This window comes from Flavobacterium sp., from assembly GCF_024710485.1.
Classification (GTDB): Bacteria; Bacteroidota; Bacteroidia; order Flavobacteriales; family Flavobacteriaceae; genus Flavobacterium.
On the sequence record NZ_JANJUQ010000005.1, the window covers coordinates 35,661 to 59,351 of the forward strand.

The 23,691-nt window shown below is 37.3% G+C and carries 22 protein-coding genes; all 22 read right to left on the reverse strand.

Annotation, left to right across the window (positions count from 1 at the left end; all coding sequences use genetic code 11):
• Window positions 1-13: 13 nt before the first annotated feature.
• The gene (locus tag Q0M21_RS00670) at window positions 14-931 is read right to left on the reverse strand and encodes a hypothetical protein (protein WP_295333269.1); all 918 of its coding nucleotides are present in this window, start codon (window positions 929-931) and stop codon (window positions 14-16) included.
• Window positions 932-936: 5 nt separating this feature from the next.
• Entirely contained in the window at window positions 937-2,274 is a 1,338-nt protein-coding gene (locus Q0M21_RS00675; protein ID WP_295333271.1) for an MBOAT family protein, read from the reverse strand.
• Window positions 2,275-2,350: 76 nt separating this feature from the next.
• A complete protein-coding gene (locus Q0M21_RS00680; protein WP_295333273.1) occupies window positions 2,351-2,656 on the reverse strand; it encodes a hypothetical protein in 306 nt (101 codons plus the stop codon).
• Window positions 2,657-2,662: 6 nt separating this feature from the next.
• On the reverse strand, window positions 2,663-3,802 hold the full coding sequence (locus Q0M21_RS00685; protein WP_295333276.1) for a glycosyltransferase family 4 protein: 1,140 nt from the start codon (window positions 3,800-3,802) through the stop codon (window positions 2,663-2,665).
• On the reverse strand, window positions 3,799-4,917 hold the full coding sequence (locus Q0M21_RS00690) for a polysaccharide (de)acetylase (RefSeq protein WP_295333278.1): 1,119 nt from the start codon (window positions 4,915-4,917) through the stop codon (window positions 3,799-3,801). Before Q0M21_RS00690 ends, Q0M21_RS00685 begins: the two co-directional genes overlap by 4 nt.
• A 33-nt stretch (window positions 4,918-4,950) precedes the next feature.
• The gene (locus Q0M21_RS00695) at window positions 4,951-6,258 is read right to left on the reverse strand and encodes a nucleotide sugar dehydrogenase (RefSeq protein WP_295333280.1); all 1,308 of its coding nucleotides are present in this window, start codon (window positions 6,256-6,258) and stop codon (window positions 4,951-4,953) included.
• A 6-nt stretch (window positions 6,259-6,264) separates the two neighbouring features.
• Window positions 6,265-7,110 (reverse strand): glycosyltransferase family A protein, encoded by an 846-nt coding sequence (locus Q0M21_RS00700; protein ID WP_295333282.1) that lies wholly within the window; start codon window positions 7,108-7,110, stop codon window positions 6,265-6,267.
• A gap of 121 nt (window positions 7,111-7,231) precedes the next feature.
• Window positions 7,232-8,299 carry a glycosyltransferase gene (locus Q0M21_RS00705; protein WP_295333284.1) on the reverse strand — a complete coding sequence of 356 codons (1,068 nt, stop codon included), beginning with the start codon at window positions 8,297-8,299 and terminating at the stop codon, window positions 7,232-7,234.
• On the reverse strand, window positions 8,296-9,327 hold the full coding sequence (locus Q0M21_RS00710) for a hypothetical protein (protein WP_295333286.1): 1,032 nt from the start codon (window positions 9,325-9,327) through the stop codon (window positions 8,296-8,298). The genes Q0M21_RS00705 and Q0M21_RS00710 overlap by 4 nt, the downstream gene beginning before the upstream one ends.
• Window positions 9,328-9,330: 3 nt before the next feature.
• On the reverse strand, window positions 9,331-10,485 hold the full coding sequence (locus tag Q0M21_RS00715; RefSeq protein ID WP_295333288.1) for a CapA family protein: 1,155 nt from the start codon (window positions 10,483-10,485) through the stop codon (window positions 9,331-9,333).
• Window positions 10,482-11,600 (reverse strand): hypothetical protein, encoded by a 1,119-nt coding sequence (locus tag Q0M21_RS00720; protein WP_295333289.1) that lies wholly within the window; start codon window positions 11,598-11,600, stop codon window positions 10,482-10,484. The genes Q0M21_RS00715 and Q0M21_RS00720 overlap by 4 nt, the downstream gene beginning before the upstream one ends.
• 18 nt (window positions 11,601-11,618) lie before the next feature.
• Window positions 11,619-12,854 carry an EpsG family protein gene (locus Q0M21_RS00725; protein ID WP_295333291.1) on the reverse strand — a complete coding sequence of 412 codons (1,236 nt, stop codon included), beginning with the start codon at window positions 12,852-12,854 and terminating at the stop codon, window positions 11,619-11,621.
• A 13-nt stretch (window positions 12,855-12,867) separates the two neighbouring features.
• A complete protein-coding gene (locus Q0M21_RS00730; protein WP_295333293.1) occupies window positions 12,868-14,160 on the reverse strand; it encodes a hypothetical protein in 1,293 nt (430 codons plus the stop codon).
• Between the two features lies 1 nt (window position 14,161).
• A complete protein-coding gene (locus Q0M21_RS00735) occupies window positions 14,162-15,190 on the reverse strand; it encodes a polysialyltransferase family glycosyltransferase (RefSeq protein WP_295333295.1) in 1,029 nt (342 codons plus the stop codon).
• A complete protein-coding gene (gene pseI / locus Q0M21_RS00740; RefSeq protein ID WP_295333297.1) occupies window positions 15,177-16,235 on the reverse strand; it encodes a pseudaminic acid synthase in 1,059 nt (352 codons plus the stop codon). Before pseI ends, Q0M21_RS00735 begins: the two co-directional genes overlap by 14 nt.
• Window positions 16,232-17,224 carry a GNAT family N-acetyltransferase gene (locus Q0M21_RS00745; protein ID WP_295333299.1) on the reverse strand — a complete coding sequence of 331 codons (993 nt, stop codon included), beginning with the start codon at window positions 17,222-17,224 and terminating at the stop codon, window positions 16,232-16,234. Before Q0M21_RS00745 ends, pseI begins: the two co-directional genes overlap by 4 nt.
• Window positions 17,225-17,228: 4 nt before the next feature.
• Window positions 17,229-18,542, reverse strand: a complete 1,314-nt coding sequence (locus Q0M21_RS00750) for an aminotransferase class III-fold pyridoxal phosphate-dependent enzyme (protein WP_295333301.1) — start codon at window positions 18,540-18,542, stop codon at window positions 17,229-17,231.
• Window positions 18,535-19,305 (reverse strand): glycosyltransferase family protein, encoded by a 771-nt coding sequence (locus Q0M21_RS00755; protein WP_295333303.1) that lies wholly within the window; start codon window positions 19,303-19,305, stop codon window positions 18,535-18,537. The genes Q0M21_RS00750 and Q0M21_RS00755 overlap by 8 nt, the downstream gene beginning before the upstream one ends.
• Window positions 19,299-20,162 carry an aldo/keto reductase gene (locus tag Q0M21_RS00760; protein WP_295333305.1) on the reverse strand — a complete coding sequence of 288 codons (864 nt, stop codon included), beginning with the start codon at window positions 20,160-20,162 and terminating at the stop codon, window positions 19,299-19,301. The genes Q0M21_RS00755 and Q0M21_RS00760 overlap by 7 nt, the downstream gene beginning before the upstream one ends.
• Window positions 20,163-20,170: 8 nt before the next feature.
• Entirely contained in the window at window positions 20,171-20,974 is an 804-nt protein-coding gene (locus Q0M21_RS00765) for a hypothetical protein (protein ID WP_295333307.1), read from the reverse strand.
• Window positions 20,974-22,158, reverse strand: coding sequence for a UDP-4-amino-4,6-dideoxy-N-acetyl-beta-L-altrosamine transaminase (pseC, locus tag Q0M21_RS00770; protein ID WP_295333309.1), 1,185 nt, complete (start codon window positions 22,156-22,158; stop codon window positions 20,974-20,976). Before pseC ends, Q0M21_RS00765 begins: the two co-directional genes overlap by 1 nt.
• The gene (pseB, locus tag Q0M21_RS00775; protein ID WP_295333311.1) at window positions 22,155-23,168 is read right to left on the reverse strand and encodes a UDP-N-acetylglucosamine 4,6-dehydratase (inverting); all 1,014 of its coding nucleotides are present in this window, start codon (window positions 23,166-23,168) and stop codon (window positions 22,155-22,157) included. The genes pseC and pseB overlap by 4 nt, the downstream gene beginning before the upstream one ends.
• Window positions 23,169-23,691: the final 523 nt, after the last annotated feature.

Sequence of the window (23,691 nt, forward strand, 5' to 3'; positions counted from 1 at the left end):
AAACGTCGTCATATTACCTCTTTTCAGGAATAATTTGTGAGGCAACTTGACGGGAAAATAAAACCGCACCCTCCTCATTGAGATGCTCAGAATCGTGGAAAAGAGGTTTATTGGCTCTAAAATCTTTGTTATCAAAATAATTAATCAACCTAACATTGTGCTTATCGGCAATTTGTTGGGCGATTTTAAAAAATTCCGGTTTGATTTTTTTAAAGGTAGGCGAAACAACCAATATCACCTTAATATTGTGAGATTGTGCCTTGGCTATAAAACGATGAACTGTATTAATCAACTCCGTGCTAAGTGTAAATGTATCGCCTTTGAGTACTTTATCTTTACCATCCCAAGTCCCTTTTAAAGGAATATAACCCTTAAAATTGTCTTTATTTTTAACAACATTAGCCGTCAGTATATTAAAAAACTTTTTATTGTACTTAATCAAATTAGACTGATATAGTATTGGATCATACCAATGCCTGCAAATGTAAGAATCGAACTCAGCGTTGATTTTACCGTAGAAAGGTGCTAAATCACTAAACACATCTTCCCCAAAACTTCCGCCTCTATTGTACACATCTCTAAAGTCTAAATCTAGAACTATTATTTTAGGCTGGTATCTTTCGAGGGTAGCTAAGAGCGCTGCATAATGAAAATAAATCCCCATCCCTTCTCTACCGGCATTATAACAGCTCAAGCCGGTTTGCTCGGATATCAAATCAGGGCGATAATGAAAAGCCGCTCTGGAAGAACCAAAAATAAGAATGCTGTCTTGAGTTTTGTTAAAAACCTGATTTTCTTGATAAGCTACCCCTGATTTTGAATTGGTATACATAGCATCAAAAACAAAACCCGAGATCAAATCTATCAGAACAATCAATAATAAGAACAGTAGCCCTTTTTTCACTATAGTTATATGCTTTTGCTTATTCATACTGATTAAAATTGGAAATAAATAAATTGTCCCTCATCAAAAACGCCCATCAAAAGAATAAGCGAAACGATTACCGCATAAAATACTAAACTTAAATTGTATTTTTTCATAAATGACAGCTTATGGGATAAAAACTCATCTCTAAACTCTTTCAATAGTAAAACAGTCAGTCCTATAAAGACCGCGAAGAACACATCCCATTTTACAAACAAATCACCGGACAAGGATGTGGTTATTTTTTGAACTATCAAAAAGGCATCATCAACCGTATTGGCTCTGAAGAATATCCATGCGAATGAACTTAAAATGAATGTAGTTAGGATTTGCAAGGCTGTAAAAAAAGTTTTATTCCTCGTTAGACCCAACGCACTATTAATTCTATCCCTATAAGTTTGGCTTATTATTGCCGTTACTAAGTACAAGCCATTCAAGGCTCCCCAAATCACAAAAGTCCAATTGGCTCCATGCCATATCCCGCTAATCAAAAAAACAACAAACAAATTAAAATACCAACGGTATTTGGATACTTTGTTCCCGCCCAAAGGCAAATAGAGATAATCTCTAAACCAAGTACTGAGCGAAATATGCCATCTTTTCCAAAACTCTGAAATAGTTTTGGCAAAGTAAGGTCTGTTAAAATTAGTCATCAAATCAAACCCCATGATTCTTGCTGTACCAATAGCAATGGAAGAATAACCGGCAAAGTCGCAGTATATCTGAAAAGAAAAAAATGTTGTAGCTAATAAAAGTGTGGTTCCATTATGATTGTCTGCGTTATTGTAGGCCGCATTTACATACATTGCCAATCGATCTGCCACAACAACTTTCATAAAGAAACCCCATATTACTAACTTCAAACCTTTAATAAAATTAGGATAGGTAAAGACTTTATGTTCGTGAAATTGGTGAAGAACATTTTGTGGTCTTTCTATGGGTCCGGCAACAAGTTGAGGAAAAAACATCACATACAAAGCATAAATTCCAAAATGCTTTTCTGCTTTCTGATTGCCCCTGTAAACTTCAATAGTGTAACTCATGGCTTGGAAAGTATGGAAAGACAAACCAACAGGCAATAGTATGGAAAGATAAGGAAGTCGTGTTGTACTGCCCATGGCGGTTAACAAGGTCTCTATATTTTCAATAAAGAAATTGTAATATTTAAAAACTGCCAAAACCATGATGTTGGCAAACAAACTCACAATAAGATAAAAACGCCGCCTTTTCCCATGATTTTGCTCAATAAGTATACCCGCAAAATAATCTATTACGATAGTCACCGCTAGAATTAAAATGTATATTGGAATAAAATACATATAAAAATAGCAACTGGCAACTAAAAGCATTAACCATCTGAATTTTTGCGGCAATCCGAAAAATAGTAGACAAACTATTGGAAAAAAAAGTAAAAAATCAAGTGAATTAAAGAGCATTTTGAGCTTTATTTAGGTACAACACATTTTTAATTTCTAATTCTAATCTATCTTTAATTAACATCAAAGCTTCTCCGGCGTGGTATAAAACAGTAAGCTTAATTTCTTTAACAAACTGTCCTATTTGGGTAGCTGTTTTATAAATAGAATAAGTGTTAAGGCTTGGGGTAAGCAATTCCAAAAAAAAGGTTTGGATATAAACCAACACAACAACCGGCAATAAAACAATTATGACCATTCCTAAAACAAAGGTGTTGAAAAGGATATCAAACAATCTTTTAACTAATTTAAACATTGGCCATTATTTTAATTTATACAACGCATCCATTTCGTTCCAAATCATTTTACTGTCGAAATTGGCGGCCCAAACTAAACCATTCCGTCCTAACTCCTGTCGCTTTTGTTCATTCTCATAGAGTAATTGCATAGCGTGTTGAAGTGCTGAAACCGATTTAGGGGAAATCAACAAACCGTTAAAGTCTTTTGAAACAGCATCTTTACTACCGGTAACATCGGTTGCAATCACCGGTAGCCCCATCGCAGCGGCTTGAACAGAAACATTTCCGAAACCTTCCCACCAAGCGGGTAAACAAAACACATCCATAACCGAAAGATACAAAGGCACATTACTTTGAGTGCCAACCAACAAAATTCCGGGGTGTTTTTGCATGTTGCTAATCAAGCTTAAATCGCTGATCTGACTTTCCTCTATAGGGCCAACAATCAATAATTTGAGCTTGTCATTCTCCCGATATAAATTGGCAAAGGCCTCATAAAGTTCCTTAATGCCTTTTCGATCGATTAACCTCCCAACAAAACCAAAAACAAAATGGGTCTCAGTATAGCCGAGTTGCTTTTTCAAATCGGCACTATCGGCCGCATTTATTTGATTAGGATTAAATCGCTTAAGATCTATTCCGTTACTGCTGCCTTTGTGAATCACCAAAGATTGTGACGCCGAAAAAATACCGTTTTCCAGTCCCAAATCTCTGACCGAATTACTGATACAAATGATTTTGTGGGCAAAACGGGCAGTGATTTTTTCCATACCCACTAAAATGGTTTTCTTCATCCCGGTTTCATGTTCAAATCGGAAACCCCTACAGGTGTAAATCCTGTTTTTTACGCCAAGCAACTTAGCCGCTATCATTCCCAAAAGACTCACTTTAGGCGTGCCGAAATTCACCACATCGGGTTTCACTTTTCGCAAATGTCTAATAACCTGATACAATGCCTTTAGGTCTTTTAGCAGTGAAATTTCACGTTCTAAATCTACCGGCAAATGAATACAACCTTCGTTCCTACAATATTCAATTACGCGTTCATGATTGGGTGCCATCAAATAGGTTTGGTAGCCCAAATCTTTAAAGTAACGCAATTGACCTGCAATTAGAATCACGCTCCCCGGTGCTGTTATGCCAACTATTAGTTTTTTATTCATTTTCGGGTATTTGTTATATATTCACCTAGTTGTTGACTGTTTACAAACTCTACATCAGGCCAAATTTGAACCACTTTAGTCAACAACTGCTCCAACTTAACAAGGGAATCCATTTGATTGGCTTCTGAAATCGATCCTATAAAATTGACCCTATGACTGTTAATCACCGCTGGTTTACCAAATAAAAAAGCATTTTTTATTTCGCTCAAAGCCGATGACACACTATCAAAATTAGGGTTTTTGCTGGGTTCAAAAGTCACATTTCGCCTCCAGTACAACATCCCGAAATCATTTTTATAACCCCAATATTTATTAACCACGGAATTGTTTTTGTCTTCCAATGAAGGCAATAACTGCTGCCCGTTTTGATGGTATAAAACCCCGTGTTTATATAAAATCCCATCTAAATGTTCTCCTCTGACAGATTGAGGCGCAATAAACGTTTTTGACGGATAACCGAAAATTTGTTCAAACATTTTCAATCCGTCCACTAAGGCTTCTTCGTTGTATTGTTTTTCTTCAAGATTGTAGTAATCATATGATGCCAAAAACTTTTTGGTGGTCTCGGGAGCACAATGCAAAGGAACTCCGGGAATGGCAAAATGATCAAAACACAAACGCTCATTTGGGCAATGATTAACCGAAAAAAGCCATCTTAGCGGATGAATGTGTTCTCTACCGTGAAATTGAGGATAAAAAATATTCTCTTTCGTACCAGTGTCTATGAGCTGTTTGATAGATGCAACATTACCATAGCGATGGTACGTTTGAATAACATCTTCATAATGGTAACTTTCAAAACCATCTTGTTTGATTTTCTCAAAATCAGGATTAGCTACCAAATAGTTGGCAGTAAGGCAAGCGGCATTACCGTTTTTATCTTTAACCTTGGTAAGCGTTTCAAACAATCGTTCCAAATCTGTTGTCGATTCCAAAGTATCAAACTTGGAATATCTTGAACGGTCTACCGGTAACCCTTTCGACAATAAAAGGTTGTAAACTTCTCGGTTAGGCATTCGTATACTACCCCAATCATCAGACTCTATGAGTAACAATTTACGATTGGTACTCCAACCCCTGAAATTCACATAAGATTTTCTTAGTACATTTATCATATCGAAGTAATTCTGATTATAAAACCGGATTAATTACCAACACAAACCTTCATAATTCTCGAATGCCTTAAGCTTATCGATATTAACAAGATCTAATATTATGGTATCCTTTTTAATGCGATCCAACTGTTCCAATACATGATTGCTTCTTTGGGCAAAAACAATCAAATCACAGTCTTGTAAAAAGTCGTCGACTTCATTAATTAACAATACATTAATATGAGGCAAATGACTGAAGAGAAAATCTTTATTCTTACCCACTAATCTGGAAAGATTTATATTTTGATCGTATATCTTAATAGCATAACCTTTACCAACTAAATTTTCGCACAATTCTAAACTCGGACTGAATCTCAAATCATCGGTGTTTTCTTTAAATGATAGTCCAACTATACCAATTTTGTGTACTTTTTTGGCACTAATCAAGTCGAAAATATAATTGTTATGGGTAATATTACTCTCTGCTACAGATTTCAAAACAGGAATGGACACATATTTATCGTGCGCTAAGATGTTAAGCGCTCTCAAATCTTTTGGCAAACAAGAACCACCATAGGAAAGTCCGGGTTTTAAGTAGCGATGTGAAATATTGAGCTGCGTATCGCCGATAAAAAGATCCATTAACTCGTGACTGTCTACAGTAAGGGATTTACAAAGCCTCCCTATTTCATTGGCAAAAGCTACTTTTAAAGCATGGAAAGAGTTGTTTAAAAATTTAATCATTTCCGCAACCTCAACACCAACTACTTTTACAGGAGCGTCAAGGAAAGAAAACATCTCTTTCGTTTTTTCAATTCCTTTTGGAGAGGTTGATCCCACTACGGTGTAAGGAGGATTAAAAAAGTCCACTATGGCATTACCTTCTCTTAGGAATTCGGGATTTGATACTACTGCAAACCCTTTATCATTCTCTTTATTTGAAATCGAAGATATTAAGTTACAAATTTCCAAGTTAGTACCGGGCATTACTGTACTGCGAATGGTAATGGTGTAGAAATCCTCTTTCTTTTTTAGAGCAAAGGCAATTTGTTCAGAAATTTTAGTGATGTATTCCATATTCAAATGACCGTTGGCAGTGTTAGGAGTTCCAACACAAATAATCCCAACATCCGAATTTAAAACAGCCCATTCGGCATCAGTTGTAGCCGTAATATTGCCAATTTTTACGCCTTCAGCTATCAAATCGTCTAATCCGTCTTCAATAATGGTAGCCTTACCGGAATTCACTAAATTTACTTTATTGGTATCTACATCAACGCCATAGATGGTGTTTCCTTTTTGAGACAAACAGCCTGCAGAAACACAGCCAACATAACCTAAACCAAAGATTGCAATCTTCATAACTTACTATTTTGTATTTATTTTTACTTCTTTATTAAAATCTTGTTCTGTAATTTTGAAATACCGGTGAACCGCCTCCAATATCTTGTCTTTTCTGCCTTGAAAAGAATTAATAGCTAACAACGATACTTTTTGGGATCCGCTAATGGTTAAGAAGTACTTGTTGAATGTTTTGTTGGTAACAATCGGAGTGTTATTAATCAAACACATGGTATTGAGCCATACATCGTCCGAACCATAACTCAACTCCCTAATGAGTGCCTTGTCAAAACAAACTTCAGGCAAAACCTTAGGCGGGTAAAGTACACCGCACACCCCTAACTGAATTAATCGATGAGTGGGTTTAAGTATCTTCTTGTAAGTGGGCTTCCACTTTACATAAGGCACCAATTTACCGTTTTGATAGGTCACCAAATGGGACATATTCGAACACACAGCACCCGGAAACTCAGCATGCATTTGCATCAAATTGGCAATCATATTCTCAGTGTAAATAATATCGTCGTCAACGGTTATAATAGTGGCATTCGGGTTATTAACAACAGTGTGATAGTATTTATTGTGAGAACGTAAATTTTCGCAATAATTAATTTCCAAACCTCTGGCTTTGAGTTGTAATAAACTATTAGGCAAAACAATATCGTTAAATTCTTCATCAGACAACCAAAGCATAATTCTATCAGGTTTGTAAGACTGACGAAAAATACTTTCCAAGGTTATCCAAATATTGTCTAACCTTGAAGGAATTGTAGTTAGGGTTACTATGAGTTCAAAATCTCTTTTGTCGTTGTTTAAAGCATACTTACTGTCTGATTGGGTGTCAGCGTAATATTTAGGAACGGTTTTATTCATTATAAAATAAAACCCCTTGGAAACCGCTTTATTGATAACCTTTCCTAAAAATCCCAAACTTTTAAAGTTGGGTATGAAAAAAAATACTTTATATAAAAAATTCATTTGTGGTTAGTTATTTTTAGTGTTGCATAATGGATTCGAAAAGTTGTCCAATTTTTTCCAAAGATAAGCGTTCGTTAATCTTTTTGGCGTTGTTCCCCAAAAAAAACCGCAAAGCTTCATCATTTAACAATCGTTGAAGCATTTGGCTAAAATAATCAATATCATCAGGGTCAGCTATTAAAAAATCTTCCTCATGCTGTCCTAAATCGGCATAAGGAATCTTTGAAGATGTCAGACATGCCAAACCAAAAGCCATTGCTTCACACAATGCATTGGGAAAACCCTCTAAAACAGAAGGCAACACATAAACGGAAGCCCTTGAAAAATAGTAGTCAACTTCCTTCACTTGACCCTTAAACTCAACTTGCGTTGCCACACCTAGTGTTTGGCTTAATTGTTTCATATCATCCAACTGTGGTCCATCGCCTAACATAACCAATTTCCAATCTTTTCTTTGCTGAAGCTTAGCAAAAGCTTTAATCAATGCAGCAGGATTTTTCTCCCAGGCAAACCGACCTACATACAAAACAACCTTATCTTTTGGAGCTGCCGCATCCAAAACAACCTCACGAACCTGATTGGGAATAACAACTATTTTAAGTTTATTGTTAAACTTTTTCTCATTCCATAAGGCTGCCCGCGAAGTTTGCGCAATAAACGTATGCGACCATCGGTAGGTAAGCAACTTCAGCCATTTCACGTGCCATTTAAACTTGTAATCCGGACTTGTCCTGTCTGAAACATGCACTTTCTTACCCAAACCCACAGCTGCAATCAACACAAGAGGATTAAAACTGTCCCCAAAGGAAATAACGTTTTGAGCCGGTATTGTTTTAAATTGCTGTCTTAAAAACCGAATGATAAACCAATAATGAAAAACCAAATTCCTTCCTTTGCCGGGATGGGCTTTGGGCGGAACTATAAGGGTTACTTTAGGATCCAAATCATAAAACAAGGCCTCTTTTTTACACGAAATAAAAGTCACCTGATAGCCATTATTGGACAACCAATTGGCTAAGTTCGTCATGGCACGCTGTATACCTCCTATTCCTAATTTGGGAGAAACTAAAATTACTGCTTTCAAGTGTTTTTATTTTGGTTTAAAAACGCAACCTTCAAATCTTCAATAATCCATTCATAAGGATTAAAAGTTCCGGGATACCAATTTAGGTTACTGTCCCAATAGCCTTCACAATCGTAGTACCCTTCTTTTCGGTAACCATAGCTCATTTCAACCAATAAGGGCTTTTCATTTTTATATACAAAATCAAAAGCCACACATTGTGTTTTAACTTTATCGGCTATCGCAAAAGAAGTCCTCAGCAATTCGTCATCGAAGTTTTCTTTTTGGTATTCTATATAACCACTACCACTGGCCCTAAAATCATTAGGTCTGGTATACCGTTTAATAGCAAAGGCTTTATCTTTGATTACAATAACGCGATAATCTGAATCGTTATTGGGAATAAACTCTTGCAAATACACATAACCCCAAGCCTTACCGCTCATACGCTCATATTTCACAGGGTAAACCAAATGGACGATAGCTTTAAGGATATCAATAGGCTTCTTTTTCCCTAGTTTGTATCTCCTTACGGCTTCTTTTATGCCATCTATGGCATCATATTCTCTTATCCCTGAGCCAAACATGCGTTTACCAATACTAATCAATTCGGATTCGCTCCTAACCAATTTCACATTCCTACTCCCGGATCCGCCTTTTAGCTTCCATACTATAGGATAAGAACATGTTTTGGCAAACTTTCTAAGTGTTTTCAAATCGTAAAAAACATGATTTTGTGGCGTAGCAATATCCAAGCCTTCGAAAAGGTATTTTTGCGCTACTTTATCGTCAAAGTGCCAGCCGGTGTTGTGGTTTGGAAACACAAGTTTACCGCAAAACTCCAAAGCTTCCAGCAATTTTTTAGCCATAAAATAATCGGTAGGATGCGACTGCTGGTGATGCCATAACAGTACATCAAACGATTTCATCTGTTCCATTATATCAGAATCATAGCAATTTACAAGGCCGTAGTCGATATTTTTTTCCTGACAATATGCAATCCATTTTGAGGAAAATGAGCCGGGTGTATCGTGTATAGCTATTCTCATGGGCTATCTTTTATTTTTAATTGCGTCTTGTAACACTATTGTTAACAACTGTTTGTGGGATTCACAACGAACCAAATTCAACAACAACAACAATTTATTTTTACTAAAAACAGAGGGCAACAAACCTTTTTTATAAAGTGAACTCAACTTGCCTTCATAGGGATTTATAAAGGACAAATACTGTAATCCCATTTTTTGGGCAAACCCAACATATTCCTCTTGTAAGCGCTCATCATTAGCAATAATGGCATTATAATGTTGTATAGTGTTTTCAAATTTTTTAAGTCGGTTCGATTCTAATTTAGTCAAACCTAAGGTGGCTTCGTGTTGGGAAAAAGGAATCACCTCAAAACGCATTGCCGCTTCTGCTATGGTAAATCCAACAGCCATACCGGTATGCCAATTTTCGCCCTTGGCCTTCTTGTTACTATCAAAAATAAAGTTACCTAAACTGTAAAAAATAGGGCGGTCCTTGTACAACTCATACCCACTGAAAGTGTGGGTATGGTGACCAACTACAGCAGATGCACCGGCATCGATAAAAAACCTGAAAATCTTTTTCATTTCCGGCGTAGGCAACGGATGGTATTCGTTTCCGCCGTGATAGATCACCAAAATAAAATCGACCGAATCCCGCAACTCTTGAATTTGAGTAAAGTGGTCAATAACATCAACCCCATTAGCACCAGCCTCACTTTTGGCATCCGTAATCCATTCATGCTCACAAACATTAAGGATGGCTATTTTTTTAGACTTAATTTCTTTTATATAAGGTTGCTTTCGGACAGCCTTGGTTTTTCCGGCACCCACAAAAGCTATATCAGACTGCTCTAATCGTGTCAAAGTTTCCTCAAATCCCGCAACGCCATAGTCCATAATGTGGTTATTGGCTAAGGTTACCAAATTCACCCCTGCATTTTGCAAAGCTCCTAAAACAATGGGCTTCATTGAAATAACCGGACCCGTCTTAGACGTTGGTTGACCGGAAGTAATTACAGGTGCCTCTAAATTAACTATGGTTAATGCCGACTGCTGCAAATCCGGGTAAAGTTCCCCAAATAAGGTAGCATACTCTCTGCGCTCAACCAAAGGCTCAAGCCTTCCGCCGGCGTGGGGGCCAACATAAAAATCGCCGCAAACTAAAATATCATAACTCATTTCTTTGATGCTCTTATGTGGTTAGCCAATTGTACTGTATTCATAAATTCTATATCCGGATAGCGCTTTACCAAATCGGTGAGGATGCGACCGAATAATTGCAAATTCTGAGTCCTGTTTTGCTCCTCTAAACCGCCCATGAAATTTACTCGATGTGTGGATAAAACTACTGGAGCCCCCACTAAAAAAGCGGCTTGTACTTCTTTGGTAATCTTAGCTTGCCAATCTACATTCGGTCTGGTTGAAGGCTCAAAACCGGCATTTCTTATCAGATAAACTTGACCAAGGCTATTAGAATCTCCCATATAGTGTTTAATGGTTTTATACCCCTCATAATCACCGGGCACTTTTTGAGCCCTACTGCCCTGTAGGGTATCAACACCTATTTTATGCAATAAGGCTTCATGCAACGGATGCCAAGTATAATTAGCAGCTATAAATGAAGTAGACTTAAATCCGAAAGCACCCTGAAAGAGCTCTTGGGCTTCCTTTAGTATAACTTCATGCGTTTTAATATCAGCAAAATTATCGAGGTCAAGTGCAGTTAAAAAACTTTTCCTTTTAGCGTTGACTATAGTGGTACTCAACCCATAAACCTGATTATCAAAGGCCAATCGGGTCACTTCATCACCGCTTTCAAGAGCGCGCATCCAATTTTTAATAAAAACATGTTCTCTACCGTGCAATTGCGGAAAATACATTTTCGCGGCCATTCCCTGCTTAATAATGTCTAGGGTTTGTGTGGAACCTTGGTATTTTTGATACGTTTCCGTAACTGTTTCATAGGCATAACGTTCAAATTTAGAGGCCCTAATAATCTCATAATCCGGGTTGGCTACTATGGTGTTGGCGGTAATTACGGGCGAGTTGCCGTTTTGGTCTTTTACTGCCGACAAACAGTCATAAAGCGCAGTCAAATCATTGGTATTTTCCAAACTGTCAAACCGATTATAACCACATTGATCTACCCTTATCCCGGCTGCTAAAAGAGCATTGTATGCCTGAACGGAAGGCATCCTTACAGAACCCCAATCGTCCGACTCAATAACCAATATCTTTCGCTTCGAACGAAATCCCTTTGCATTGAGTAGTATGTTTTTAATGTTTTCAACCATGGTTGTACTTTGTTAAGATTAACCGTTTATAATAAAATAAGACGTGAGCCAATTACCAAAAAACAGATTGGGTAAATTAAAAACAATTTTAGCCATATAAGTAAAATTGAAGAAATTCAACACTATCAAAAGACTTATAAAATGAAAAAGTCTTTTGTTCTCGTAATAAAATTTTTTGTTTTGGGCATATGAAAATTTAACCGTTGTCAAAAGATAAAACAATACAAAGTAAAAATAGAAGTTACTGACCGAAAAAAAGCGATTACCATGAAGCACTGACGATGCAAAATTAGTTAAGGAATAGGAAAGCAATGCCATAATCATAAGGTCTTCATAAAACTTATGCTGCATCAGAAATCTTCTCCTTTTAAGGATAAAAAACAACAAACTAAACATTAAAATCTGGCGAGAATAAGTGATGATTCCCCTATTGATTGCCCTCTTGGCAGAGCCTTCTTTTTCTGCTTTTGCATATCTTTTACTATTGTTTTCCTGACCTTCTTCAGAGGTGTAAGCGTCAACTTGGGTAGAGATACTATCCGTTAAATACTGTTTGGAAAAGGTATCTACAAAACCTGATAAATTGGTATTAGAATACACTACCGATAGTCCAAATATCAATAGGGTCAAATTCACGCGCTTTCTTAAGTTTTTGATCAATAAAAAAACAAAGGGCAAAACGGTATAAAACAAAAACGAAAAGTGAATAAAGGGGGTTAACAAAATAAGGTAAAGAAAATTTCGTTTTTTATTCAACGTATACTCGAGCAAACACCAACAAAAGAACAACACCGCCGAGTTGAAACGGAAAGCAGTAACTACAGTAAACGGTAAAACGGTGTACAAAGCCAAAACATAAAACCAAGGCAAATAAGTCTGGTAAGCCGGATCAGCATTGTCAGCTATTACTTTGATGCACTTGTAAAATATAAAATAGTAAATAGTGGTAAAACAAATCGTTATAAAGTAAAAATTAGTAGAAATAAGGGTTATCAACTTTGAAACCAAAGGATAAAAAAAGTCCTTTTCTAAAAAAATTTCTACAAACGAATTATCTCTGTAATAAACAGCGGAAGTAACATACCGGTACATATCAGAATTGGGCCCCTCTAAAAAGTTAATCCCAACAAATACTGCAAACAGCATGAAAAAAAGCAACAAATATTTCGACTTCAAGTCTTTAAACACACTCACCATAGCGGGAAATGGCCATATAAAAACAAAAAGTAATTTAGGAATAATGCTGCGATTCATGATTTTCTTATCATTAAGTGATTTTAGTGTTGTATTTATCAGCAAAAAGTACCTGCTTCAACAAAAAATAATTAAACAAATATAAAAAGATGTAATTGATAAGAATTCCTATTGAAATACTACTTAAAACATCGGTTTCAAAAGTAAAGTAGCATAAAAAAGGAAAAGCAGCATAACCTATCAATTCAAAAAATAAAAAAACATAAGCTTCCTTATAGGCCTTGAGCGTGTATAAAATATTATGAGTGGTAGCATAACTGGAAAAAATAAAGGCTACCGACATGATTTGGATGGAAAGTATTGAGGCCGTATACTTCGGAAAAAAAGTAGTCACTACATAGGGCATAAACAATATTACCCCTATGGTAACAGGCAAACATATCAAAGGATAAATCCAAATCATTTTGTTGATATGCGGCCAAAGCAATGAGGCTTTTCCATCCTTACCGTATTTAAATCCCATCTGGGGTTGCAAAAATTGGTTGATTTGACTGGGCAATAAATTCATCATTGTTTTCAAAGCCATCGCCGGAGAAAACAACCCCAACTGCAATACGCCTCCCAAAGCCAATATAATCCATCTGGGAAAACTTTGAGCCAAGACCCTTAACTGATAAAACAACATAATAACCATCCCTCTTTTTAGGAGCTTTTGTAAAAAGGTTTTAGAATATTCCGGTTTAATGTCTTTGTAAGGAGAATAAATATATAAGAGTACAGTGTGTTGTACCACTATCAAAATATTAAACAGCAAAATACCATAATAGTGATATTGATATACCAAATAAGTAGCCAATAAAGTGGTAATACTTTCAATAATGTATATTTTGGTTAACTTATCAAAAGATTTAGAGGTCCGAAAAGTGGATATCAAATGTAAGGTTAGCGAAGTACTCGCCGCAATAATGCAAATGGTGCCTATACCCAGCGTAAGTTCAAAACTATCCGCAAAAAAAAGCGAAGCTAGCGTTGCCATCAACCCGCCAACCATAAATAAAATGGAAATAAAATACGAGTACCATCGGGCCGATGCTATATACTTTTTGTAGTCGGCATCATTGTTTCCCATTAAAATAGGCAACTCAATAGATAAACCATTCTGTATACCCAATTGAAAAAAAGGAATATAAGCTAAAAAAATAGATACAGCATTCCACAACCCCAACTCATAAGGATTCAACCACCTCATAATTACGATGCCTACAAACATTTTGGCAAAACTATTAACGGTGCTCGACAAGCTGTAATACGACCCGGTCTTCAGCAAATCGTTAGATTGGAATTTATGGTATATTCTTTTTAACATTTTAAAATTCAATTTCGTCCAAATGATCAATATTCACTATGTGTGAGGTAGGATTTCCAATATCTATTTGTGTAAAAATATTACCGAAATTATAAAGTTTATAGGTGTAATAATACTTACAGCTATCATTGTAGGCAAACATTGAAGTAGACGCCGCACTCAAAATGATGGTGTTTTTCATGATCAACACATACAATTCTGCCGGTATTTTATCTTTAATCACCCTAATATTCGGATAACTGTTGTACAAATCCAACTGCCCGGGTTCCGAATTGGGATGGGCTTTGTAGATGATTTTTTTATCAGGAAATTTGGCTAATAAATAGTCAAAAATTTCTTTTTCTCTTTCCCAATAAATCCGTTTCCAAGCTTGTCCCAAATAAAGGATGGAATCAACATCAAAATCAATTTTAAAATGAAATAATTGATTGGAGAAGGCAATAGATTCCTCACTATAGTAAGGCAGTTGCACCAATTTCTTTTGGGTTCGGTTGTTGTATTTTTCGGGATAAGTTAACCAAACTTCATCAACTTCTTTAGAGAAAGCATATTTGTAATTGTTGTGAAAACCAATCCAAGCCACTTGTTTTCGCTGAAACATTTCTTTGTAATCGTTAAGCGTATCTCTTAGGATACAATACAAAAGGCGTTTCTTTTTGTAATGGTGGTAAGGTTTAGTACCGTCTTGCAACAATGAAATTGTAATCCCTGCTTTGGAGAGCTTGGTCAGTAAAAACAAAGTTTCGGAACAGTTTTCTTGGAAAAAGAAAAAACGCTCGGGCTTAAAAGCCTTGATAACATCAACAAAATCAGTATTCCCAAATTTATTTCGTTCCAATTCACGGAATTCAATAAACGGCTCATTACTTTTAAAATCGTTACTGATTCGACCCTTTAAGTAGTAAATGATATTGTGGTAATCGCGGTATTGGCTAAAAATAGTATTCACAGCCATCAACACATGGTACTGCGTTCTTACTAAAAAAACATTGGTCTTTTGGGTTTCCATATGTTTGTTACTTTTCGTCATTGGTAAAATTGGTTATAAAGTCCAATTGCATTCTGGTTCCCTTCTCTAAATCGCAATCAACCTTTTGCCCCAGTATAGTGTGGTAGTATTTAGGATGCAATCCGAAACCGGGTCTGATACTCTTAACATGATCCTCGGTAATTACCTCACCCTTTTTTATGTCCTTAACCACATATAACGATCGGGAGAAGTCCTTCCCTTTGGCTTGCTTTTCGGTCAATTCATAATCAACTACACCCATAGCTTTCTCGGCCTCTCTTACCGATTTTACCATATCGGTAAACTCTTGTTCATTCATCGAAAAAGAAGCATCTGGTCCTCCGATAGTTCGGTCTAAAATAAAATGCTTTTCAATAATTTTAGCCCCGAAACAGGTGGCTACTACCGGAACGGTGGCGCCCATAGTATGATCAGACAAACCGGCTATAACACCAAATCGCTCCTCAAAATCCTTTACCATCACCATATTAGCTTCATCTATTGGGGCCGGATAACTTGACGTACATTTCAATAAAGCAATGTCATTATTCCCCACTCTTCGGCAAGCGGCTAAGGCCATTTCAATATCCTCCATAGTAGCGATACCTGTGGAAATAATAATTGGTTTCCCTTTAGAAGCCGTGTACTCTATCAAAGGAATATCCGTAATTTCAAAGGAAGCAATTTTGTAGGCCGGAGCCTGTAACGATTCTAAAAAATCTACCGCAGTTTTGTCAAAAGGGGAAGAAAAACAAACCAATCCATTCCTTTCGGCTTCCTCAAAAATGGCCTGATGCCATTCCCAAGGCGTAAACGCTTCTTGGTAAAGATCATATAAATTTCTTCCTTCCCACAGAGTACCTTTAATCAAAAAATCTTCCTTTTTAGAATCTATAGTTATGGTATCAGCGGTATACGTTTGCAGTTTGATACAATCGGCACCGGCTCTTTTAGCGGCTCTAACCGTTTCCAAAGCAACCGCTAAACTTCCATTGTGGTTGGCGGAAAGTTCGGCTATAATAAAAACGTTAGAATGCTTATGGATATCAAAATGTTTTATTTTCATCTACGTGTAAATTTTACGGTATTATCGTCAATTCTTTCTTCTCTGAAATGCAAATCCCTGAAAATTTTAAGCGAGGCTACATTGTCTGTTTTTACAATCCCTACCACGGGAGCGGTGTGGGCATCGCTATCAAACTGAATCATACCTTCTTCTAAAATTTTCTTTCCCCATCCTTTTCCATGATGCTTAGGGTCGATTAAATAACTAATAACAACCTCGTCCGAAAATACATCAAATCGGATAGATCCTATGGGTTCATGATCAACAAACGCCAAGTAATAAAAAACCTGCTCGTTTGAAATTTTTGAAGCAAACCATGCCTTATGATCATCAAATGCTATGGCATTTTGAGACAAAGCATACCTCCGCACTACGGCATCAGTAGCCCAATTAAAAGTTACATCTACATCAGCAGGAACTGCCCTCCTGAGCTCAAACGCAGTTTGATACTTAGCATGAATAATAACGTTTTTAAATTGATTGTTAAAAAAGCAATGGTCTTTTAAAACCGCTTCCTTTTTAAACCCCGCGGCCTCAAGCACGGGATATAAATGAGGTCTCACATCAAAGGCATAAGTAAAAATCTTGTGCAGTTTTAGTGCTCCAAAAGCCACTTTTTCAATGAGAGAGAGGTAAATAGTCCAATGCTCACTAAAAGCTTCCTGCTCAAGGACTGTATCCATAATAAATGAAATTTCAGCATGCTGATCATTCCAGTTAATATGCACCAAACCGCCATACCCTATACATTGATCATTCTCGAGATAAGAAAATAAAATTTGATTCGGTTGTTCCTGTTCAAACAAACCCGAAACGACATTTGTAAAATAATTCTCCTGATCTGCAAGGGTTAATGGTTTTTGTTGTCGCAAATGGTAAATTTGTTCATTGCGCCATTGCATAATAGCAATCCTGTCCTCATAGCGAATGGGGACAATTTTGTAGTGGGCATGAGCAAACTCTTGTTGCGCTAAAACTTTATATTGCATGTGTTTAATTTAATCGCTTAAATCCGGAATGACAAATGGGCCCTTCTAAAAGTGTATGAAGGTCAACATCGCCGTTCTGATGCGCTTTGATTTGATGGTAAACCGAATCCAAAGCTTCAAAATACTGTACGAAATCTACATCTTCATGCGCAATGGAAGCATAAAAATTAGTACTGGCCAAAAATCCTTTTTTCAGCATTTCCTGCGTGATAAAAGTTTTGAACAGCAAAGCATCATCGCTGTTAAAGGCATAAGTCGTTAAAGATGGTATCCCTGAAATGGTAATAGACAACTGATGAGCGTCGGCCAACTTTTGCCAACCTTGCTGCATTTGTTTCCCTTTTTCAGTAATAATGTCCCATGATTGGATGCGTTCCATCACCTCTAGTGTTTTCAAGGCGGCAGTTGGCCCTATGCGCTCTGTCCAAAAAGTACTGCTGATAAAGGTTTTTTGTGCCGCTTCCATCACCGAACGCTTACCCACTACTGCGGTTAAAGCATAACCGTTACCGATAGTTTTACCATACATAGCCATATCCGGCTCAACGCCATATTTTTTATAAATCCCGCCAAATGTTTCTCGGAAACCGGAAGTACATTCATCAAAAATCAACACTATATTTTTTTGAGTTGCCAAATCGCGAACTTTTTGTAAAAAGTTATCTTCCGGACCAAAATTTCGCACCACTTCCATCTTGATGACCCCAATATCTTGAGTGGCTACAATTTGCTCTAATTCCTCAATATTGTTATAGTGAAAAGGGAAAACCGAATTTTTCAAATTTTTAGGCACACCGGCCGGTTCTAAACCCGGCAATAAATGTCCCGAAAGACCATCACCACTGTTGTGATTGGTAGACAAATACCAATCGTGCCAACCGTGATAACCACAAATGGCTACATTGTCTTTGCCGGATGCCGCACGCGCAATTCTAATGGCAATAGCGTTAGCCTCACCGCCGCTTCTGGCAAAACGTACCATATCAGCCCAAGGATTCATAGCCACTAGCTTTTCAGCCAAATAGACTTCCTCTGGGCAGTTCAAAGTACTCATATTGCCGTTCTTTATCGTTTGCATTACTGCTGCGTCAACTTCGTCATGACCGTAACCTAGGGTATTCGTACCTATGCCCATAATAGACATATCGGTAAACTGATTACCGTCTAAGTCCCAAACTTTATTGCCTTTCGACTTTGAAAAATAACTGGGCCAATGATCCGGTAAAAACATTTCCGGTCTTTTGGATAAAAGCATGGTACCGCCGGGAATGAGTGATTTTGCCTTCTCATACAATTTTTGTCCGGTTCTGTTATTCATGGGTATCTTGATTTAATGATTTTAAATAACCTTCATTTCTGATGATGCTTTGGTTGCTTAAAGCATCTTGGTGTGCTAAAATATAGTCGGTATACGTTTTCCAATCCTTGTCTGTTCCCAACTGCGCTATCAAAAGCGCAACGGTGGCCAAATCGGAAGGTTCGTCTACTGTCATTCTAACTTTATTATAATTATCAGGAGCCGCAAAATTCATAGCCTTGAATAGGGTTCCGCCATTAACATCCGCATTTTTTCTGAGGTATGGCGTCACATGTTCCCTGTCTGACAATAATGTAGCATCACGCCAAGCCTGCTCCAAAGCGGCAAAAGTAAAAACCTCTACATCTTGACCGTCAGGAAAATGCTCAACTAAAACATTAGCTCCATAATCGAGTTGGTTCGTTATAGTCATTTCAATTACTGTATCGATCAAACTAGCATCAATTAGCGGACAATCCGAAGTAACCCTTACTACATAATCAGGTTGATAGTCAACTACAGCTTTATAAAACCTGTCTAAAACATCTTCCGTAGAACCATGGTAAAAAGAGACTCCGGCTTGGTTAGCTATAGCAGCTATTTGTTCCGATTTGGGCTCTAGAGTCGTGGCCACCATAATTTTTTGGGCCAAGACCGATTTTTTTAATCTTTTCAAATGAACCCCAAGCAAAGTGTCATCGCCTAATTTTTGCAATACCTTTTCCGGAAACCTGCTGCTTCCTATTCTGGCTTGGGTAACCAATATTACTTTGGGTGCTACCATTTTGAAGGGTTTAATAATTCTATAGTTGCTACATTAATTTGGTCAATGGCCAATAAAGCTTCAGCTTTTATGACAACACTGCTCCACTGTAAATTTAAGTTCAACTGCTCCATACTTTCAACACCTATTAAAACTTTATCTATATAGGGTTTGGTCAAACAATATTGCAAGGCCAAATGGCCGATGTCAAGTTTGTTATCATTGGCAATGCTTTTGATTTCATCCAAATAAAAACGCAAAGGCTCAAGCTTTTCCGGTAAAGCATTACTGTCTTTAAAAAACAATCCTTGTAAAAAGCAAGAACGGGTGTGAATTTCCTTTCCGGAATCCTTTAAGGCCATCAGCATGGTGGCTCTCAGGTTGGCATTATCCAACATATTAAAAGGCAATTGTACAACCGATATCAAATCATCAGAAAGCAATGCTTCTAATTCTTCGTTGGTATAAACCGACACTCCTATTTTTTTAAAATATCGGGGATAACCCTGTGCATAAATTTCAGATAAAATGGCTTTATTTTGTTGGTAAGCTTCGAAAGAATGAAACATTACAGTATGCACAGCCTCAACCTTCATGGCTTGTATACTGGCCTTCAAAGAAGCAAACCAATCTACCGCAACATCCTTACTGAACTTTGTATTAACTAAAAACGCATCCTCCGGATTGGCTTCATGATAAAGCCCTATTCTATGTTCCGCAACGCCATAAGCAGCTGCTGTATCGAGCTCAGTGATACCATAACCGTAGGCTTCTTTTAATAGGGCAATTACAGAAGACTCGTTGGGCAAACCTTGAGTATTGTTGATCCCATAATCAAGACCAAACTGTACTGTTCCTAAAATTAACTTCTCTTTCATTAGGCAAACTAAGAATGGGCAATAGCTTCTAAAATAGAGGCCGCAGCCTCTTTATCATGCTCCCACCATTGACTGTCCAACAAAGCATTGCGCTGTGCTAGTGTGAGCCTTTCAGCTATCATTTTGGCAGGAGTTCCTGCAAATACGGTAAAAGGAGGAACATCTTTGGTCACCACCGATTTACTACCGATAACAGCACCTATACCAATTTCGATTCCCGACATAATAGTTACGCCTTCACCTATATAAACATCATGACCTATCGTAAGTACATTCATTTTCTTAGTGTCGGAAGTACTGTCTTTAGAGCAATCGTAATCTTCTTTATTTTTACCAAACTGGTAACCAAAAGGATAAGTGGTCAACTGGCTAACATCGTGTCCTATCAAACCCAACCTGCAATCAGCTCCAATATGACAATAATTGCCAATCTCTACATTGTATAAAATAGTGCTGGGTTTAAAATAGGAATATTTTCCAATCTTAGCCATCCCTACACTGCGAGCTTTGTCACTAAAATAGGCCTCTGAGTAATATCGTTTAATTTTTCCTGTCGAAACGCCTAAAGAAACCAACTGCTCTTGTACACGTTCAAAAGCTATAATTCCTATCACTATTGTGTCATAAACAAATAAATCCGCATCATACGGACTGTAAACAGGAATACCTTCATAGGTGGTTCCACGCAATCGACTATCATTGTCGAGAAAGTCAAACACAACGGCTTCATGACTGATAATCGAAGAAGCATATAGACTTCTGTAAACCTCCAGTCCTTCCCTGCACGCACCGAAAACAGCTATCCTTTTCATTATGAGTTAAAATAATTTACAACCTCATCAATTACAAACTGCTGTTCTTCATCAGTCAGTGTTGGATACATAGGCAAACTGATACAATGCTTATAATAGCGTTCCGCATTAGGCATATCGCCTTCTTTCCAACCAAATTGCCTGTAATAAGGCATTAAATGACAAGGAATATAGTGAATTTGAGCAAAAATATTTTGTGTTCTCAAGTAATTATACAAGCCCAATCGATCGTCTGTTTCCAATACATACAAATGATAAGCATGGCCTTCAACTACACCCGACTGTCCTTTCAAGAAAGATTTCCCCTTAAAAGCATCAGCATATCGCTGGGCTATTGCCCGACGTCTGACTATACCCTCATCCGCTCTTTTCAACTGGCTTAAACCAAGTGCAGCTTGAAAATCGGTTAATCTGTAGTTAAAGCCTAAATCCTGCATTTCCATATACCACGCAGGATAATTGTTTTCGCCTCCGGCAAATGCAATAGTATTGGTATATAAATCTTCCGATTTAACGATACCGTGAGTTCTTAATTGTAACAGTTTTTGGTACAACTTTTCATCGTTGGTAGTAACCATCCCTCCCTCACCCGAAGCTATGTGCTTAACAGGATGAAAAGAAAAAATGGCTAAATCCGCAAAATTTCCGTTACCGCAATTTTGTACCGTTCCGGTTGAATCCGTAAAATAGCCTCCGGGTGAATGACATGAGTCCTCAATAATCCAAAGGTTATATTGTTGGGCCAAAGCCTTGAATTTCTCAAGATCAACTGCTCTTCCTGCAAAATCTACCGGTATAATCCCTTGATAGGTTCCCATGGGAGCAGCCTCTAGTAAGGCCGCCACAGCATTGTAATCTAAAAGATAGGTCTCCGGATCAATATCAGCAAAAACAACTTCTCCACCACAATAGCGAACACAATTGGCTGAAGCAGCAAAGGTAATGGGCGTTGTAATAACTTTTTGCCCGGGTTTAACCTCTAGAGCCAAAGTACACAAATGCAAAGCTGCAGTACCATTAGCTACGGCCACCGCATACTTACTGCCTATATATTGGGCAAAAGCATTTTCAAACTCGGCAATCTTCGGTCCTTGGGTTAAATAATCTGACTGTAAAGTGGCAACTACCGCAGCTAAATCTTCGGCAGTAATGTTTTGTCTTCCGTAAGGTATAGCTTTTCTCATAGTGTAAAACTCTCATCAACGTGTTCTTTAATGAGCTGTCTCATGGTTTCAATGGTTTCCCATTCCGTGTTTTCTCCCGAATTATAGGTAAAGCCAACCGGTACTTTTACAGCCTTGAACGTAGTAGTGAAATTATCCAATGACCAATTAGGCCTTGAAGGTAAAATAGCATAATATTTCCCTAAATCATAGGTATAAAAAGAGTCGGAAGCGGTAATCATCTCTTCATGTACTTTTTCACCGGGTCTGATGCCGATAATCTCTTTTTTACATTCAGGCCCAATAGCTTCTGCTACATCTAAAATCCTGTATGATGGAATTTTAGGCACAAAAAGCTCACCGCCCCAAGCATGCTCCAAAGCATGCATAACCATGTCAACACCGCCTTGTAACGATATGTTAAAACGGGTCATTTCAGGATCGGTAATAGGCAAAACACCTTCTTTTCGTTTCTTGATAAAAAAAGGAATAACAGAACCGTTAGACCCCATCACGTTACCATAACGAACTACCGAAAAACGAATGGGATTATGCCCTTTTATATTGTTAGCCGCCACAAATAATTTATCCGAAGTAAGCTTGGTCGCACCATATAAATTAATTGGAGCACAAGCCTTATCTGTCGACAAAGCCACAACCCGCTCTACTTTAGTTTCTAGTGAGGCATGAATTACATTCTCTGCGCCACCTATGTTGGTTTTCACACATTCATCCGGATTATACTCCGCAATTGGAACGTGTTTCATAGCCGCAGCGTGAATCACAAAATCTACTTCCTTAAAAGCACGAAGTAATCTTTCTCTGTCCCTCACATCTCCAATAAAAAAACGAATCTGCGGGTAACTACTCGTTGGATAATCTTGAGCCATCTCAAATTGCTTTTGTTCATCCCTGGAATAAATAATTAATTTTTTAATTTCAGGATGAGCCGTAAGTATGTGGGATGTAAGTGCTTTCCCAAGTGAGCCGGTTCCTCCGGTAATCAATAAGGTTTTATCTTTTAAAAACATTGGTAATGTATGGTTAATATAAATTATTAATAGTTAGTATTTGGAGAACAAAGCAAAACTGTACACAAAGCCAAAAGTATTTAATGCTGAATTAATTGCTTTTTAATAATAAAGTGTTAAAAATATTAACATTTACAAAGATAAAAAAAAATGAACGTTAGCCTACTAAATACCCCAAATAAGTAACCATTCATAATGAAAAAATAATGTTAACTGCGGTATTTCAATCAGATGACTAAAAAAAATAAATAATGTCTTACCAGCTGGAATTAGCACAATAAAACACTTAACAAAAACCCATTACCGACAATAAAAAACAGCCTAACAGAATAAAAATTCACTTCGCCGAAACAAAGCAACCAAATAACGAATAGTTGTAGCAAAAAAAATCCCCGCCTCTTTTCAGAGACAGGGATTATTATCTAAATTATACGAACTCGAATTTGTAATTCCTAATTCGTAATTCACAATTAAAAACCTATCGTTTCACTACTCTCAAAGTTCTAACTTCGTCACCTTGAGT